This window comes from Rhizobacter sp. (assembly GCF_031412075.1).
Taxonomy (GTDB): domain Bacteria; phylum Pseudomonadota; class Gammaproteobacteria; order Burkholderiales; family Burkholderiaceae_C; genus Rhizobacter.
Genome location: NZ_JANOCG010000634.1, coordinates 1 through 15,775, shown reverse-complemented (window position 1 = coordinate 15,775; position 15,775 = coordinate 1). Strand labels below are relative to the sequence as shown.

The 15,775-nt window shown below is 65.8% G+C and carries 21 protein-coding genes; 2 read left to right on the top strand and 19 right to left on the bottom strand.

The window, feature by feature from the left end; translation table 11 throughout:
• On the top strand, positions 1 to 819 hold an 819-nt coding region (locus RMO40_RS23375), incomplete at its 5' end, for a transketolase-like TK C-terminal-containing protein (protein ID WP_489660230.1).
• A 49-nt stretch (positions 820 to 868) separates the two neighbouring features.
• Here RMO40_RS23375 and RMO40_RS23370 read toward each other — a convergent pair.
• From RMO40_RS23370 to RMO40_RS23325, 10 genes are all read right to left on the bottom strand, one after another.
• Complete coding sequence (locus RMO40_RS23370; RefSeq protein ID WP_309726000.1) at positions 869 to 1,180, bottom strand: Lrp/AsnC ligand binding domain-containing protein; 312 nt, start codon at positions 1,178 to 1,180, stop codon at positions 869 to 871.
• A gap of 11 nt (positions 1,181 to 1,191) precedes the next feature.
• The gene (locus RMO40_RS23365; RefSeq protein ID WP_309725999.1) at positions 1,192 to 2,001 is read right to left on the bottom strand and encodes an alpha/beta fold hydrolase; all 810 of its coding nucleotides are present in this window, start codon (positions 1,999 to 2,001) and stop codon (positions 1,192 to 1,194) included.
• Entirely contained in the window at positions 1,998 to 2,261 is a 264-nt protein-coding gene (locus RMO40_RS23360; protein ID WP_309725998.1) for a hypothetical protein, read from the bottom strand. Before RMO40_RS23360 ends, RMO40_RS23365 begins: the two co-directional genes overlap by 4 nt.
• Complete coding sequence (locus RMO40_RS23355) at positions 2,249 to 2,881, bottom strand: NmrA family NAD(P)-binding protein (protein WP_309725997.1); 633 nt, start codon at positions 2,879 to 2,881, stop codon at positions 2,249 to 2,251. The genes RMO40_RS23360 and RMO40_RS23355 overlap by 13 nt, the downstream gene beginning before the upstream one ends.
• Positions 2,882 to 2,908: 27 nt before the next feature.
• The gene (locus RMO40_RS23350) at positions 2,909 to 3,622 is read right to left on the bottom strand and encodes an ATP-binding cassette domain-containing protein (protein ID WP_309725996.1); all 714 of its coding nucleotides are present in this window, start codon (positions 3,620 to 3,622) and stop codon (positions 2,909 to 2,911) included.
• Positions 3,619 to 4,371, bottom strand: coding sequence for an ABC transporter ATP-binding protein (locus RMO40_RS23345; protein ID WP_309725995.1), 753 nt, complete (start codon positions 4,369 to 4,371; stop codon positions 3,619 to 3,621). The genes RMO40_RS23350 and RMO40_RS23345 overlap by 4 nt, the downstream gene beginning before the upstream one ends.
• The gene (locus RMO40_RS23340) at positions 4,368 to 5,399 is read right to left on the bottom strand and encodes an ABC transporter permease subunit (RefSeq protein ID WP_309725994.1); all 1,032 of its coding nucleotides are present in this window, start codon (positions 5,397 to 5,399) and stop codon (positions 4,368 to 4,370) included. The genes RMO40_RS23345 and RMO40_RS23340 overlap by 4 nt, the downstream gene beginning before the upstream one ends.
• Positions 5,392 to 6,312: an ABC transporter permease subunit gene (locus RMO40_RS23335; protein WP_309725993.1), complete on the bottom strand. Its 921-nt coding sequence runs from the start codon at positions 6,310 to 6,312 to the stop codon at positions 5,392 to 5,394. Before RMO40_RS23335 ends, RMO40_RS23340 begins: the two co-directional genes overlap by 8 nt.
• A 31-nt stretch (positions 6,313 to 6,343) precedes the next feature.
• Positions 6,344 to 7,516, bottom strand: coding sequence for an ABC transporter substrate-binding protein (locus RMO40_RS23330; RefSeq protein WP_309725992.1), 1,173 nt, complete (start codon positions 7,514 to 7,516; stop codon positions 6,344 to 6,346).
• Between the two features lie 74 nt (positions 7,517 to 7,590).
• Positions 7,591 to 9,237, bottom strand: coding sequence for an FAD-dependent oxidoreductase (locus RMO40_RS23325; RefSeq protein WP_309725991.1), 1,647 nt, complete (start codon positions 9,235 to 9,237; stop codon positions 7,591 to 7,593).
• Between the two features lie 221 nt (positions 9,238 to 9,458).
• Here RMO40_RS23325 and RMO40_RS23320 point away from each other — a divergent pair, with 221 nt between their 5' ends.
• On the top strand, positions 9,459 to 10,295 hold the full coding sequence (locus RMO40_RS23320) for a fumarylacetoacetate hydrolase family protein (protein ID WP_309725990.1): 837 nt from the start codon (positions 9,459 to 9,461) through the stop codon (positions 10,293 to 10,295).
• 19 nt (positions 10,296 to 10,314) lie between these two features.
• Here RMO40_RS23320 and RMO40_RS23315 read toward each other — a convergent pair whose 3' ends face one another.
• The 9 genes from RMO40_RS23315 to RMO40_RS23275 form a co-directional block, all read right to left on the bottom strand.
• Positions 10,315 to 11,220: a LysR substrate-binding domain-containing protein gene (locus tag RMO40_RS23315; protein WP_309725989.1), complete on the bottom strand. Its 906-nt coding sequence runs from the start codon at positions 11,218 to 11,220 to the stop codon at positions 10,315 to 10,317.
• 131 nt (positions 11,221 to 11,351) lie between these two features.
• The gene (locus RMO40_RS23310; protein ID WP_309725988.1) at positions 11,352 to 11,675 is read right to left on the bottom strand and encodes a hypothetical protein; all 324 of its coding nucleotides are present in this window, start codon (positions 11,673 to 11,675) and stop codon (positions 11,352 to 11,354) included.
• Between the two features lie 181 nt (positions 11,676 to 11,856).
• Positions 11,857 to 12,111: a hypothetical protein gene (locus RMO40_RS23305; RefSeq protein ID WP_309725987.1), complete on the bottom strand. Its 255-nt coding sequence runs from the start codon at positions 12,109 to 12,111 to the stop codon at positions 11,857 to 11,859.
• Between the two features lie 699 nt (positions 12,112 to 12,810).
• The gene (locus RMO40_RS23300) at positions 12,811 to 13,200 is read right to left on the bottom strand and encodes a hypothetical protein (RefSeq protein ID WP_309725986.1); all 390 of its coding nucleotides are present in this window, start codon (positions 13,198 to 13,200) and stop codon (positions 12,811 to 12,813) included.
• Between the two features lie 25 nt (positions 13,201 to 13,225).
• Positions 13,226 to 13,933 carry a sigma-70 family RNA polymerase sigma factor gene (locus RMO40_RS23295; protein WP_309725985.1) on the bottom strand — a complete coding sequence of 236 codons (708 nt, stop codon included), beginning with the start codon at positions 13,931 to 13,933 and terminating at the stop codon, positions 13,226 to 13,228.
• A gap of 45 nt (positions 13,934 to 13,978) precedes the next feature.
• Complete coding sequence (gene fliP / locus RMO40_RS23290; protein ID WP_309725984.1) at positions 13,979 to 14,773, bottom strand: flagellar type III secretion system pore protein FliP; 795 nt, start codon at positions 14,771 to 14,773, stop codon at positions 13,979 to 13,981.
• The gene (locus RMO40_RS23285) at positions 14,770 to 15,177 is read right to left on the bottom strand and encodes a flagellar biosynthetic protein FliO (protein WP_309725983.1); all 408 of its coding nucleotides are present in this window, start codon (positions 15,175 to 15,177) and stop codon (positions 14,770 to 14,772) included. The genes fliP and RMO40_RS23285 overlap by 4 nt, the downstream gene beginning before the upstream one ends.
• A 5-nt stretch (positions 15,178 to 15,182) precedes the next feature.
• A complete protein-coding gene (locus RMO40_RS23280; RefSeq protein ID WP_309725982.1) occupies positions 15,183 to 15,521 on the bottom strand; it encodes a FliM/FliN family flagellar motor switch protein in 339 nt (112 codons plus the stop codon).
• 8 nt (positions 15,522 to 15,529) lie between these two features.
• A partial coding sequence (locus RMO40_RS23275; RefSeq protein ID WP_309725981.1) for a FliM/FliN family flagellar motor switch protein occupies positions 15,530 to 15,775 on the bottom strand: 246 nt, incomplete at its 5' end.

The window sequence follows — 15,775 nt, the reverse complement described above, 5'->3', positions numbered from 1 at the left end:
GACCAGCGCTCACGCGGCTTCTTGCTCGGCGCCACCGCCGGCCGCACCACGCTCGGCGGCGAAGGCCTGCAGCACCAGGATGGATCAAGCCTGCTGCAAGCCTCGACCGTGCCCAACTGCCGTGCCTACGACCCCTGCTTTGCGGGCGAGTTTGCGGTGATCCTCGACCACGGCATGCGCGGCATGCTGGAGCGGCAAGAAGACGTTTTCTACTACGTCACGCTGATGAACGAGAACTATGCGCAGCCCACGCTGCCGGAGGGCGTGGAGGCTGATGTCATCAAGGGCCTGTATCGCTTTGTCACGCACAGCGCGAAGAAGGCTCGCGGACAGGTGCGGCTGATGGGCTCTGGCACGATCCTGCGCGAGGTGATGGCCGCGGCCGAGTTGTTGGCGAGCGAGTGGAATGTAGATGCCGAGGTGTGGAGCGCCACCAGCTACAGCGAGCTGGCGCGCGACGCCGCCGAGGTGGAGCGCTTCAACCGCCTGCACCCGCAGGCCACGCAGCAGACCAGCCACGTGCAGCGTTGCCTCGCGGGCGAGGCACCCATCGTGGCCGCGAGCGACTACGTGCGTGCCTGGCCGCAGCTGGTGGCCAGCCATGTGCAGGCGCCCTTCGTCGCGCTGGGCACCGACGGTTTCGGCCGCAGCGACACACGTGCCGCACTGCGCAGCTTCTTCGAGGTCGACAGACACCACATCGTGCTGGCCGCGCTGACGGCGCTGCGCGATCAAGGCCAGGTCGACGCGACGGCATGCGTGCAAGCCATCGAGCGCTACGGCATCCAGACCGACCGCCGCCCTTCCTGGACGCGCTGAGCGGACAAGCACCCGTCATTCCCGCCTGCGCGGGAACAACGGGTGTCGCCTACGCGTTGACCAGCGGCAGCGCCGTCTTGTAGCGCACTTGCTTCAACGCAAAGCTGGAGCGAATTTTCTCTACCTGCGGCAGCGGCGAAATGCGTTCGATGATGAAGCGCTCGAGCGCCGCCATGTCGGGCACGGCCACGCGGATCAGGTCGTCGGCGTCGCCGGTCATCAGGTAGCACTCCATCACTTCGTCATGCGCGCAGATCGCGCTCTCGAAGTGGTCGAGCGCCTCGCGTGTCTGCTGCTTCGACAGGCTCGCGTCGGCCTGCAGCTCTCGCAGGATGCGCAGGTCGACCGCGTCGAGCGTCATCACGCGCTCATTCACATTTTCTGCGCCAAGCGCGCTTCGCTCTCCTGCATGAACGCCACGAGTTTCTGGTTGAACTCGTCGGACACCTGCTGCGGGAAGTGATGCGGCGAGGCGATCACCAGCCTGCGTCCCCCGCCCAGCTCGGCCACCCGGTCGGAAATGGCGTCGAAGGCCGGGCTCCAGCCACCCGACACCACGAGCACCGGGATGCCGGCCTGCCGCACGGCGGCGAGCTGCTGCTGCAGCAACTTCTTCGACGGCAGCTTCAGGCGGAAGATCGCGCGGCCCATGCGCTCCAGCTCTTCGGGGCTGGAGCCACCACGGATCTCGGGTGGGATATTCACCAGCTTCACGAAGCGCTCGATGCGCGTGGTGGCCGAGAACGAGAAAAACAGCGTCTTCACGATCTGGAAGATGGAGCGGCGCACCACCGGCAGGTCGGCCGCCAGTGCCGCCAGTGCCGCCATCGCAGGCTCGATGATCGTGAGCGAGCGCACCGCCTGCGGCCGCTGGGCTGCTGCCGCAAGGGCCACGCAGCCACCGAACGAATGGCTCACCAGGTGCGCACCGTTGCCCAACAAATCGGCCACCAGCGCGCCATCGGCTGCGGCGTCGTCGGGGCGGCCGGGGTCGGGGCTGCGGCCATGGCCGGGGCGGTCGGGCACCAGCAGCTGAAAGCCGCGCTCGGCCAGGCGCTGCTGGGCGCTGAAATGGAGGTCGCCGCCCACCTGGCTGCCCTGGGCGCTGCCGTGCACCAGAACGACCTGGGGACCGGCGTGGCCCCACTGAGTGACATGCATGGCTGCGGTGGGGTGTTTCATGAGGATGCGATGCGCGACTTGTAGGCCGCGTACTGGTGACGGAAGTAGGACTCGAAGCTGGTCGGCGGGCGGCTCAGCAGCCCGGTCAGCACATTCGGGTTGCCGACAAAATCGTGGCCGCTGTAGCGCTGGCTGATCGAGCGCAACACCCGCACCTGGTGGCTGCACTCGGCGGGGTCCTTGTCGCCGACCCAGGCCTTGAGGTAGGTGTCGGCGTCGATCTGGCTGACGGCGATGGGCTTGCCCGTCACCCGCGACATGATCGCGCCCAGCTCGTGGGCGGTGTAGCGGCCGGGGCCCACCAACTCGTAGGTGGCTCCGGCATGGCGCTCGCTGTTGCCAGCACCGAGGCGGCCACGTCGGTCACGTCGCCGAGGTCGACCATCGACTGCCGGCGATCCAGCGACCACGAGAGCTCGAATACGCCGCGTTCGAACACGGGCTTGAGCTTGAGCGGCAGCATGTAGTTGGACGGTTGCAGGATGGTGAACTCCAGCCCGGAAGACAGCAAATGCTCTTCGATGTCGCGCTTGATCTCGTGCTGCACCAGCTCGGTGGTGATGGCGTGCAGCACCGAGCTCAGCACGAAGTGTTTTACGCCCGCTGCCTTGGCCGCGTCGATGATCGCCAGGCCCATCTGGCGCTCGCGTGGGTGGAGTGTGGGGCCGATGTGATAGACCTTGTCGACACCTCGCACGGCCTGCACCATGACCTCAGGCCGGCTGATGTCGCCGACCAACACGTCTTGCACGCCCAGGGCGCGCAACTGCTCGGCAGAGGCCGGAGACTGCACGCAGGCACGCACTGGCTGTCGGGCGGCCAACAGCTTCGCAACGAGCAGCTTGCCTTGGTTGCCGTTGGCCGCAGTGACCAGAATCATCGTTTGCATCCTCCTCGATTCGCGGGGTCAGACGCCCACGTAGGCTTGCAGCAGCTCGGGCTGCGCACGCAGTTGCTCGCTTGCGCCCTGCCATACCACACGGCCCTTCTCGACAATGAAGTGCCGGTCGGCCAGGCGCAGCAAGGGTGCGATGTTCTTGTCGATGATGACGAGCGACATGCCCTCGGCCTTGAGCCTGGCCAGGCTGTTCCAGATCTCGGCGCGGATCAACGGCGCGAGTCCCTCGGTGGCTTCGTCGAGGATCAGCAGCGTGGGGTTGGTCATCAGCGCGCGGCCGATGGCGAGCATCTGCTGCTCGCCACCCGAGAGTTGGCTGCCGAGGTTGCGCTCGCGCTCTTTCAGGCGCGGGAACATCTCGTACACGCGCGCGAGCGTCCACGGGCTGCTGCGGCCCTGCCGGTTCTCGGCGGTGGCCACCAGGTTCTCGCGCACACTGAGGGTGCCGAAGATGCGCCGCCCCTCGGGCACGAGCGCGATGCCGCGGCGCGCCACCTTGTAGGCAGGCCAGCCGGTGATGTCGGCCCCGGCCATGCGCACACGACCTTTGCGCGGTGCCAGCATGCCCATCACCGTCTTGACGGTGGTCGACTTGCCCATGCCGTTGCGGCCGATCAGCGTGGCCACTTCGCCGGCTTGCAGTTCGAAGCTCAGGCCGAACAGGGCCTGGCTCGCGCCATAGTGGGCTTCAATGCCCTCGACTTCAAGCAAGGCAGTGCTCATACCGACTCCAACTGGTCGCCGAGGTAGGCCAGGCGCACCTCAGGGTCGTTGCGGATCTGATCGGCCGTGCCGCAGGCCACGCGCCGGCCGTAGACCATCACGGTGATGCGGTCGGCCAGGGCAAACACCGCGTCCATGTCGTGCTCGACGAGCACGATGCCGTAGCGCCCGCGGATGGCCTGCAGCAGCTTCACCATCTCCCGCGACTCGGGCTGGCTCATGCCCGCCATGGGTTCGTCGAGCAGCATCACCTGCGGCTTGAGCGCCATGGTCATCGCGAGCTCGAGCTGACGACGCGCGCCATGCGCCATCGCCGACACGCGCGTGTGTGCCTGGGCACTCAAGCCCACTTGCTGCAGCAGCTCGTGTGCCGGCTCGACCAGGCTGTGGTCTTTGGACACCGGCCGCCAGAAGGAGAAGCTGCCGCCGCTCGCGCCTTGCACCGCGAGCATCACGTTTTGCAAGGCACTGAACTCCCGGAACACCGAGGTGATCTGGTAGCTGCGGGCGATACCGCGCCGCGCACGCCATTGCACCGACTGCTGCGCCACCTCCACCCCGTTGAGGCGGATGCTGCCTTCGTTGGGCATCAGCTCGCCCGAGAGCTGGTTGATCAGCGTGGTCTTGCCGGCGCCGTTGGGGCCGATGATGGCGTGGATCTCGCCGGGCTTCACATCGAGGTCGAAGCCGTCGGTGGCCACCAAACCGCCGAAGCGCTTGACCAGGCCTTGCACGCACAAGAGGCTCATGCGCCCTCCTCGTCTCGTACCTTCAGCGCGCCGTACAGGCCGTGCTTGAGCAGCAGCGCAACACCCAGCGACACCAGGCCCAGCAGGCCCAGCCAGTGGTTGCGCACCAGCTCGTCGAGCGGGGCCCAGCCGATGCTGAACGACGACAAGGCCTCTTCCATCGAGAGCCATAGCACGGCACCCACCACCGGGCCTATCAGCGTGCCCAGGCCACCGAGCACCACCATCACCACCAGGTCGCCCGAGACGATCCACTGCATGTACGACGGCGAAACAAAGCGCGTCATGTTGGCCAGCAGCATGCCGGCCAGCACGCACACCAGGGCCGACAGCACGTAGGCCGTGAGCTTGACCTGCTGCGTGGGGAAGCCCAGCGCCTTCATGCGCCGCTCGTTGGAGCGGCAGCCGCGCAGCACCATGCCGAAGCGCGCGTGGATGAGCCGGTGAAAGGCAAACAGCACCACCATCAACACGCCGAAGATCAGGTAGTACAGCACCACGTTGTTGTTGAGATCGACGATGCCGAAGTTGCTGCGCAGGTCGATGCTGAAGCCGTCGTCGCCGCCGTACTGCTTGAGGCTGATGCCGAGAAAGTAGAACATCTGCGCAAAGGCCAGCGTGATCATGATGAAGGCGACACCGACGGCGCGCAGACACACCATGCCGATCACCGCGGCCAGCACCCCGCCCACGCCGAGCGCGACCGCCAGGTGCACCCAACCATTGCTGACGCCGTGGAACGACAGAATGCCCACCGCATACGCGCCCAGGCCGATGTAGAGCGCGTGGCCGAAGCTCACCATCGCGCCGTAGCCCATCACCAGGTTGAGCCCGGTGGCCGCCAGCGCAAAGATCATCATGCGCGACACCAACGTGACGTAGAAGCTCTTGCCGGTGATCTGCGCAAACACCGGCACCAGAGCGAGCGCGGCGATCAGCGCGACGGCCACGCTCAGGTGCAGCACGAGGCGGCGCGGTTGAGGGGAAGCGGTGGCCGGCATCGAGCGGGCAATCGGCAAGTCAACCATGTTTCACCGGGAAGAGACCGGCCGGGCGCACAGCAAGCACCACGGCCATCAGCAGGTAGATCAGCATCGAGGCGATCGCCGGGCCGGCGGCTTGTGCGACCGAGCGCTCCATCAGCTCGCGCATCAGGCCGGGCAGGAAGGCGCGGCCGATGGTGTCGACCACGCCCACCAGCAGCGCCCCATAGAAGGCCCCGCGGATCGAGCCGATGCCACCGGTGATGAGCACCACCAGCGTGAGGATCAGGATCGGTTCACCCATGCCCGGCTGCACCGACAGGATGGGACCGGCCATCACACCGGCCAGGCCGGCGAGTGCGGCACCGGCCGCGAACACCAGCGCGTTGAGCCGGCGGATGTTGACTCCCAACGCAGCCACCATGCCCGCATCGGTGGCGCCGGCGCGGATCAGCATGCCGATGCGCGTGGCGTGCACCACCCAGTAGAGCAGTGCACCGACCGCGAGGCCTACGCCGATGATGGCGAGGCGGTAGGCCGGGTAGCTCAGGCCGAACAGGTCGACGGTGCCCGACAGCACCTCGGGCACGTCCATGAACAAGGGGGCCTGGCCCCAGAAGTAGCGCGCCACTTCGTTGAAGAAGAGGATCACGCCGAAGGTGGCCAGCACCTGGTAGAGGTGGTCGCGCTCGTAGAGCCGCGCGATCACCACCCGCTCGATGGCCAGGCCCAGCAGCAGGCTGCCCACGATGGCCACCACGGCGGCCAATACGAACGAGCCGGTCCAGCCATACACCGTGGCCGCGAAGTACGCGCCCATCATGAACAGCGTGCCGTGGGCGAGGTTGATCACGTGCATGATGCCCAGCACCAGCGTGAGGCCGGCCGACAGCAGGAACAGCAGCACACCGAGCTGGAAGCCGTTGAGCAGCTGCGTCAGCAGCAACGAGGCAGTCATGACGTTTGGCAGGATGTGACTTCAGACGCCATCACTTCAGCGGGCACAGCGCGTGGTACGCATCCTGGTGGTTCTTCAAGGGCGTGGCCACGGTCTTGAGCGTGTAGCGCTCGCTCGCGTCCTTGATCACCGTGAAGGCCAGGTAGTCGTGGATGGGGAAGTTGTTGTTGCCGAACTTGAGGGTGCCGCGCACCGATTTCGGGTTGCCGGCCTTCAGGGCTGCCATGAAGACCTCCTTGTCGCTCACGTTGCCTTTGGTGCGGGTGAGCGCCGCGTCGAGCAGCAGTGCCGCCTCGTAGCCCTGCGCTGCAAACAGCGAGGGGATGCGGCTGTGCTTCTTCTCGAAGGCCTCGACGAAGGCCTTGTTGGCTGGCGTGTCGAGGTCGGGCGCCCACCAGTGGGTGCTGTTGAGGCCGAGCGCCGAGTCTTTCAGCGCGGGCAGCGTGGTGGCATCGAGCATCGACGAGGTCTGCAGCGGGATGGTCTTGCCCAGCCCGGCCTGCTGGTACTGGCGCACGAAGTTGACCGCCAGCGCGCCGGGAAAGAAGGCGTACACCGCGTCGGGCTTGGCCGCGGCGATCTGCGCAATCTCGGCCGAGAAGTCGGGCTGCGCCATGCCGGGCGACAGCTCGTCGAGCACGGCGCCCTTGTAGGTGCGCTTGAAACCTTGCAGCGCGTCTTTGCCCGCCTGGTAGTTGGGGGCGATCAGCACCATGCGCTTGTAGCCCTTGTCGGTCGAGAACTTGCCTGCCGCCTCGGCATGACCATCGTTCTGCCACGAGACGACGTACTGGTAGGGCGAGCACTGCGCCCCGGCCATCGCCGAGGGGCCGGCGTTGGAGCCGATCAGGAACACCTTCTTCTCGGTGATGGGCCGCGCCACCGCCATCATCACATTGGAGCCGATGAGGCCGGTGATGATGGGCACGTTTTCCTTCTCGATGAACTTCTGCGCGATCTGCAGGCCGAGGTCGGGCTTGAACTGATCGTCCTCCTTCAGCACCTGCACCAGCACACCGCCGAGCTTGCCGCCGCGCTGCTCGATGGCGAGCATGAAGCCGTCGTAGTTGTCCTGGCCGAGCGTGCCGATCGGGCCCGAGAAGGTGCCGAGGTAGCCGATCTTGATCGGCGATTGAGCGGCGGCCGGTGCCACGCAAATGGCAGCCAGCGCCAGCGCCGCTGCGATCGATTTGAGGTTGAACATGTCTCGTCTCCGGGTTACTTGAAAAGTGCGGGCTGTTGTGGGTGCGGATCGCCCTTGCACGGGATGAATGCTTTTCAGCGCGGTGCAGCCTGTCCGGTCACGTGACGCAGCAGGCTCGCACCGTCGTCAGGCCAGGCATTGCCGCGCCAGGCCACGTGCTGGTCGGGGCGGATCAGCGTGTAGCGCGTGGCATAGAGCCCGGGCAGGCCGGACTCGCGTGGGTGGATCACCCGCAGGGGCACGCCGGCCTGTTGCGCGGCTGCGCGGGCCGCGTCTGAACCGCTGGTGTTGCTGGCATTGGCACCGCCCGTGTCGAGCAGCGTGAAGCCCTTGCCGAAGTGGTCGTAGAGCGAGCTGCCGTCGTGCAGCCAGGCGTGCGGGGCCAGGTGACCGGGGCGCGAGGTGGGCACGTAGTTGATGAAGTCGGGCGCGGGCGCTTCGGTGCCGTCGCCCACGATCACCGGCGAATCGTTGTAGCGGTAGCCGAGCACGACACCCAAGGTCATGAACTCGCGCAGCTTGGCGACGGAGGCGCGGGCGCCCACCTCGAGCCGCAGGTTCGCGCCGCGCTCGTTGTCGTCTTCGAGGCCGTCTTGCCAGAGCTGGTGGCCGCCGACGGCGTGGTTGGTGGTGGCCTCTTCGATCACGAAACGGTGCACCGGCGCGCGCTCGCGCTCGTAGCTGTCGAGCAAACCAGCGCCGCCCCAGCCCTGCAGCACGGCGGCGAGCTTCCAGCCGAGGTCCACGCCATCGGCCACGCCCATGTTCATGCCGTAGCCGCCCATCGGCGGGTGCAGATGGCAGGCATCGCCGGCGAGAAACACGCGGCGGTCGCGGTAACGGTCGGCCAGCAGCGAGCTGGCCACCCATTCGTCGGAGCTCAGCACCTCGTAAGGCAAGTCGATACCACTCGCCTTCTTGATCAGCGCGGGCGCGTCGCTCGCATCGAACTTCAGGTCCTTGGGCACCGAGGTGGGCATGAAGAACCAGCGCTCGTCGCGGTCCATCGGGCCGATGATGCTGGGCACGTCGGCGTTGACCTGCCAGTACATGATGGCCGGGCCGTGCTTGTGGGCGTGGGCCAGGCCGGGCGCGCGAAACACCACGTTGTAGTTGCGCGAGAGGCCGTAGGTGCCTTGCATGCGCGCACCAATGGCGTCGCGCACGGAGCTGCGGGCACCGTCGGCGGCGACGAGAAACTCGCTGCGCACCTCGAACTCGCTACCCGCAGCCTCGTCGCGAACGCGCGAGCGCACCTGCTGGCCGTCCTGCTCGAAGCTCTTGAGCTCGCAGTTGAAGCGGATCTCGACGTGGGCCAAGCTCTGCGCATGCGCGCGCATCACCTCTTCGACTGTGTACTGCGGGATCCACTGGGCATGCTCGCTGTAGAACGGGTTCTTGCCCGGCCCGCAATACAGCGCGTTCTCGAAGCGCGCCAGCTCGTAGCCCGCAAGCCGCGTGACGAAGAGCACGTTGGAGGGATAGTCGATGCCGAGCGGCGACTGCGCTCGCAGCTTGTCGGCAATGCCCCATCGGCGCATGTGCTCACGGGTGCGCACATTGGTCGTCTTGGCGCGCGGCGCATGTCCCACGCGCGAGTTGCGCTCGATCACGAGGCAAGGGATGGAGCGCTGCCCCAATTCAATGGCGAGAGCCAAACCCGTCGGCCCGGCGCCGACGATGAGAACCCGCCTGTCGACCACATCGCGATTCACGTTCACCCACCCCATCCGTTTCAAAGTGAAGCGGATCGTAGGGAGACGGATGTGCCTGCAGAAGATGCAAAAAAGGCGTCCCTGATGACGCCGCGGCATCGCGCTCGGCGATGCCAACGTGGCATCGACACACCGAGAGCGCAATCTCCTTCGTTGCAAAGCTCCGACCTACCATCTTCTGCCAGTCACGTGAACTTGCGCGTGACGCTACCCAGGACACCTCCACCATGAAACTGTTCCGCCACGGCCCGCTGGGCCAGGAGCGCGCTGGTGCGCTCGACGCCGATGGTCAGATGCGCGACCTGTCGCTGCTGATTGCCGACATCACTCCCGACTCTCTCGCGCCTGCCAAGCTGCAAGCGCTGGGCGCGATCGACCTCAAGCGCATGCCGCCGGTGCCGGCGGGCACGCGCATCGGCGTGCCCGTGAACGGCGTGCGCCAGTTCCTGGCCATCGGCCTCAACTACCGCAAGCACGCGCAAGAAGCCGGGCTTGAGCTGCCGGTGGAGCCGGTGTTCTTCACCAAGGCCATCACCTCGCTGGCCGGCCCCCATGACGAGATCACCCTGCCCGAGGGCTCGCTGCAAGGCGATTGGGAAGTGGAGCTCGGCATCGTGATCGGAAGCCTCGCGCAGCGCGTGGCCAAGGCCGATGCGCTTTCATACGTTGCAGGCTACGTGCTGGCCAACGACGTGTCGGAACGCGACTGGCAGATCAAGCGCGGCGGACAGTGGGGCAAGGGCAAGAGCTTCGACGGCTTCGGCCCGATCGGCCCCTGGCTCGTGACCACCGACGAGCTGCCCGACCCGCAGCGTGTCGAGATCGAGCTCTCGGTCAACGGCAAGCGCCGCCAGCAGAGCAGCACGGCCGACATGATCTTCAGCGTGGCCGAGATCGTGTCTTACCTGAGCCAGTTCATGACGCTGCTGCCCGGCGACGTGATCATCACCGGCACGCCCGCCGGCGTGGGCCTGGGCATGAAGCCGCAACAGTTTTTGAAGCGCGGCGACGTGATGGAGCTCTCGGGCGGGCCGCTGGGCACGCAGCGCCAGACCGTGCGCTAGAACGAAGCGCTCGCCGCGCTCAGCCGATCAACGAATCCATGTGGCGGCTGGCGCGGCGGATCATGTCGCAGAAGTATTCCGCCGCGGGAGTGAGTGGCAGGCTGTTGCGCCGCACGATGCAGATCGGCGGCGAAGGCAGGTCTTCCTGCACGTGGATGGGCTGCAGGGCCTGGCGGAACAGCGGTGCCTGCGTCCACTGGATGGGCAGCAGCATCAGCAAATCGGAGTAGGCCACCGTGAAGAGGAAGGTGAGCGCCGAGCGTGCCTGCACGATCATGCGCGGCGGCGGCAGCCCGTAGCTCGCGAACAGCGGGCACAGCTCTTCTTCAGCCTTGTAGGTGACCGAGGTGGTGACCCATTCGGCATCGACCAGATCGCGCAGCGAGGTCGCATTGGCCAGCGGGTGGCCGCGCCGGCTGACGATGACGCGCTTGTTGTCGAGCAGCTTCTCGACGCTGAGTTCGGGCGAAACTTCTTCGAGCGTGGGACCGATGTAGCAATCGACGATACCGTCTTTCAGCTCGGCCTCCACGCTGGGCAGCAGGCCGTCGATGATGTCGAGCTTGACGTCGGGGTAGCGCTGGCGAAACGCGGCCAGCGCATCGGGCAGCATGGCCATGTGCGGCACGCCCGACATGCACACCGTGATCTGGCCGTTGATACGGCCGCGCATCTGGTCGATCTCATCGCGCGCGCGCTGCAGCTCGCTGCGCACGGCCTTGGAGCGGCGCAGAAAGAGCTCGCCCATCTGCGTGAGCGAGACACCCTTGGCGCGGCGCTCGAAGAGCACCACGCCCAGCTCCTTCTCGAGCTCCTGGATGCTGCGGGTGATGGCGGGTTGGGTGACGTCGAGCTGGCGCGCGGCGGCGCGCAGGCTGCCGCGCTCGGCCACAGCCATGAAGTCACGCAGGGAATTGAGTTTCATCTGAGGGCCGGCTGACCGCCGACGGCGATCAGCGTTTGTTATCGCTGAGGCAAGATTAGTGCGATCCACTGTCACCGCTCTCAGTGCGATCCCTCGGTGAAGCCCCTGGCACGCCACCGATCATGAAAGATTCACGCCGGGCCAACTTCGTAGTCGATGTGGCTGAACTGCCCCTCAAAGAGAGCCTTGACCTCAAGCACCTTGGGCCGCATGGACCCACGCTCGGGCGAGGCCAGCATGCGATCCACCTCGGCGCGCGTGTCGAACTCCACGAGGATCTGGCAACAGATATCGGGAGGGTTGTCTTCACGCCCCTTGGGCCACAGGGCCCTGGCGCTGCGCACCCCAGGCAAGGCCTCCAGGCCCGGCACGATGCTGTTGTCCATCAGGGCCTGGAACTGCGCCTCCATGCCGGCTTTGGGCTTGCCCAACCAAAACGCTGAACGGATCCACATGGCTCAGCTTGCGCAGGACATCAGATCGGTGGCTACTGCGGCGTTGCTGAACATTGATGGTCTCCTGTCTTGATTCGACCCCAATCCTAGAGCGCTGCTCCTATACGCAAGAGATGAAGAAAGACAGAGGTTGATCAGTTTCAGTAATCGCGATGGGAGAGCGAAGCCCGGACGAGCCTCGCTAGGGGCCGTGTCCCTTGGTGCCCAACAGGTTAACGACGCTATTGCGCTCGATCCAGCGCGCGGCATCGCGTGGGCTCCAGCCGCTGCGCTTGGTGGCGTGCAGCCCGCGGGCGACGGCTTCGAAGGTGATGCCGGCCACGGCCTGGCGGGTCAGCTTGTCGAGCTGGCGTTTCTGTGCCGGATCGGTGCCGGTGCGCAGCAACTTGCGCGCCTCGTCACGCGCCTTGCAGGCATCCTTCAGCCAGACCGACACCTTCTTCGATCCGGCCTCGGCGTGGTGCCCCAGTCAGCCAGGCGCACACGCGCCTTGTCAGCGGGACACGCGGAGTTGCGGCAGACAACATCGGTGAGCACCATGGGGGAACAAACTGAGTCCGGTGACCCCGATTTCGCTCCTCTTCCCCCGCCATCGCGGCCATTTGGGGTGAGAGGTTACGAAACCGCTTGAATCGGCTTTGGCCTTGAAACCCGCGTATTTTCTAGGTTTCCGGCACTTCCCGAGATCGATTGGGACCTTCTGGAACGGCTTGGTGGCCCGGAGGGACTTGAACGATCGCGGAGAGGCCGCGCCAGTGCTTAATCTGGCCCACGGGGCCGAATTTGTTCCCCCGGCCTGTTCCCCTGTCTAAAACGTTACATCTTTTCAGCCGACTCAAACCGCTTCACTCCCGGCGCCGCTGACAGCCGCAGTTTACGTCGTTGGCTTTTCGCACTCGATTGCGCTGCTCGCGGAAAACGACCGCTGGGGCCGGATGGTCATGCATCGGCTACGACCCCGCACCACTCTCACCGCATACGGGTTTCGCAGCATGGCATCCACAATGCTGCATGAGCGCGGGTGGACCATCAGACGTGATCGAACGGCAGCTATCTCACTCTGAGCGGAGCGCAGTGAAGGCAGTCCGGCAGAGCCAGTTTCTGAAACTCTGGAGTACCTGCCCGCGGCGTTGGGCTACCGCTCGGGGAACAGTTCTTGAGTGGCTTGGAGCAGCGTATCTCGAAGGGCCTCGTCTTTCTCGATAGCAGAGAGCGACCGGTCGACCAGCCGCTCGAACTCGGCGCTCAGGATGAACTCTCCGCCCAGTTCGTCGAGCAGCACAGCCTCGATGAAAAGTCGCAGCGCCTTGCGGGTGCGCTGCGGGTCGTCCCGCCGCAGCACTATCAGGCGCGAGGCCAGCGTACTCACATGAGACTGGGCCGTTAGCACGCCGCCATCTTGCGGCGAACGCTGCTGCTGTGTCGGGGCGCCGGCAGATGGCTTCGGTGAGGTGACGCCGGGCGCGTCGAGACTCTTGCGCAAGGTGGCAATCGCGCGTGTCAATGATCCAAGCCGGTCAACCATGTGGAACTCCTCAGTCCGCGTTCAACTACAGCGTCATTTCAAACAGTGCATGACGCTTCTGAAGCGCGCGCAAGCTCAACAAAGCCGCGCTGTGAATCTGGGACACGCGGCCCTTGGTCAGCTTGAGCGCATCTGCAATCTCTACAAAGGGCATCTGCTGGAAATAGTGCCGGTGAATCACCGCCCGTTGCTGCTCCGGCAGCGACTCCACACAATCGGCGAGACGCCGGCTGAGTTGGTGCATTTCAAGACGGCTGTAGGCATTGTCTGGCAGGGTTCGCTCACCGTCGCTCTCATACACGCCTGAGTCTTCGAGCGCAAAGCCCAGGGCCAGCCCGATGGCCACTTCCGCCAACCTTTCCAGCGCCGACACAGGCTCGGCCAACGCATTCTCGGCAAGTGAGGCTGCGCGCTCTTTCACCACGCGGTGTCGCACCGAGGCCTGGCGCTGCACTTCGCTCAGGCTCTCGACGCCATTGAGGATCGCGCCGTTGATGCGGTGGCTGGCAAAGGTCTCGAACTTCGCGCCCATCGCGGGGTTGAAGCGATCGATCGACTCCAGCAGGCCGACCATGGCGAATTGCAGGTAGTCACCAAACTCCAGCTCATGGCTGATGCGGCCCGAATAACACTTAGCCGCGAGCATGCGCGTGAAGCCGGTGTAGCGCTCCACCAGGGTGTGGCGGTCGAACGGGTTGCGCTGCTCGACCCAGCGTGCCCAGAGCGGCCCCACGTCACCCGTCTGCGTTGTGCGAGCTCTCGGAGCCACGGTGCGCCGTCAATGAAACGAGCCGAGCAGGGCCCGCGCCACGATGTGCCACCCATCGATCAGCACAAACAACAGGAGCTTGACTGGCACAGATACCGTCGAGGGCGGCACCATCATCATGCCCAGCGCCATCAACACGCTGGCCACGATCAGGTCAACCAGCAAGAAGGGCAGGAAGATCATGAAGCCGATCTGAAAAGCAGCGCGCAACTCCGACAGCATGTAGGCCGGGATCAAGTGCAGCATGCTGATGTCGTCCATCGACGCGGGACGCTTGGCGCTGGCCACCTCGATCATCAGCATCAGGTCGGTCTCGCGCGTTTGCCGCACCATGAACTCCTTGATGGGCTCTTTGCCACTGTTGAGCGCGGCGTTGAGGCTGGCCTTGCCCTCGGTATAGGGAATAACGGCGTTGCTGTTGATCTTCTCCAGCACCGGTTGCATGGAAAACAGCGTGAGAAAGAGCGCCAGCGTGATCACCACCATGTTGGGCGGCGTCTCGAGCAGGCCGATGGCATGGCGCAGCATCGACAGCACGATGACGATGCGCACGAACGAGGTCATGCAGATCAGCACAGCCGGGATACAGCTCAGCGCGGTGAGCGCAAGAAACACGCGCATCGCCGACGTCATCTCGGGCGAACCGGCCGTCTTCTCGGCCCATTGCAGTGGAAGACCGGAGGGCATTGGTGCCTGCGCCGCCGCGAAGGCCGATGCGCCCGCGAGGCCCAGGCTCAACAAAACCGCCCAGCGCAACCAGTGCGAAGCGGGCGGGTTCGAGCCCTTCTCTGCCTGCGAGCTCACGTGCCAGCTCCACTGGGTTGAACTGGCGCGACCGCACTCACCGCGTCATCGCGCAGGCAGGTGCTGCCCGCCGCGGTGACCGACAGCAAGAGGCGGCGCTCGCCGTACTCGACGACCATGAGTTGCACGCCGTGGGCAAGCGGCGTGCGCTCCAGCACCTTCGTGTGCCGCTGCTGGGCGGCGAGCCGCGGCAAGCGCGCGCCGAACCGGCGAATCGCAAAAATCAAGGCCGCCAGGAGCAGCGCACAGCCGAGCACCGCCAGCAGCCATTGCTGCGGATCGGGCGTGTCGCCCGTCATGGCCGAGCGATACGGGATGGCGGGGGCACTCGCCTGGCCCCAGGCCAGACCCGACGCGGCCCATAGGGCGATGGTCAGCGCGGGCGGTGCCAACCTGTAAGGCACGGCGCTCACCTGCCGAGCGCAGCTTGCACGTGGGTGACGCAGACGCCGAAGTGGTCGCCCACGGCGACCAGCTCGCCACGCGCGATGACGTTGTCGTTGACCATGATGTCAAACGGTGCGTTGAGCTGCGTGTCGAGCTTGAAGACGGTGCCTTCCTTGAGGTTCAGGATTTCGCCGATGGTGGTGGTGACGTGGCCGGCAATCACCTGCACCTGCGTCTTCACGCCCGCCAGGGCGGCCATGCGCAGTGAGGGTGCAGCCGCCACCTCAGAGGCCACCGGCTGCAGCGGGGTGAGGTCAACAGCGTGCAGGGTCTGGACAGTTTCGATGTGTTCGTTTTTCATGGATGTGCTCATTTGGAAGCGGCAACGACCTGCACGGCGCGCTGAGCGCCCTGCCGGCCGAGGAAGGCGCGGAGTTTCTGGTCGCTGCCATCGACGCGCATGACGATGGGGGCGGCGGTGGTGCTGCCCACGAGGATCACGTCGTCGAGGCCGATCGCCGACAACGAGCCCACGCTCACCTCGGCCTGACCCAGCTCCACCGTGAGGCGGATGGGCACATGGGCCAGCACCTTGGCAGGTGACCACCCCGGCAC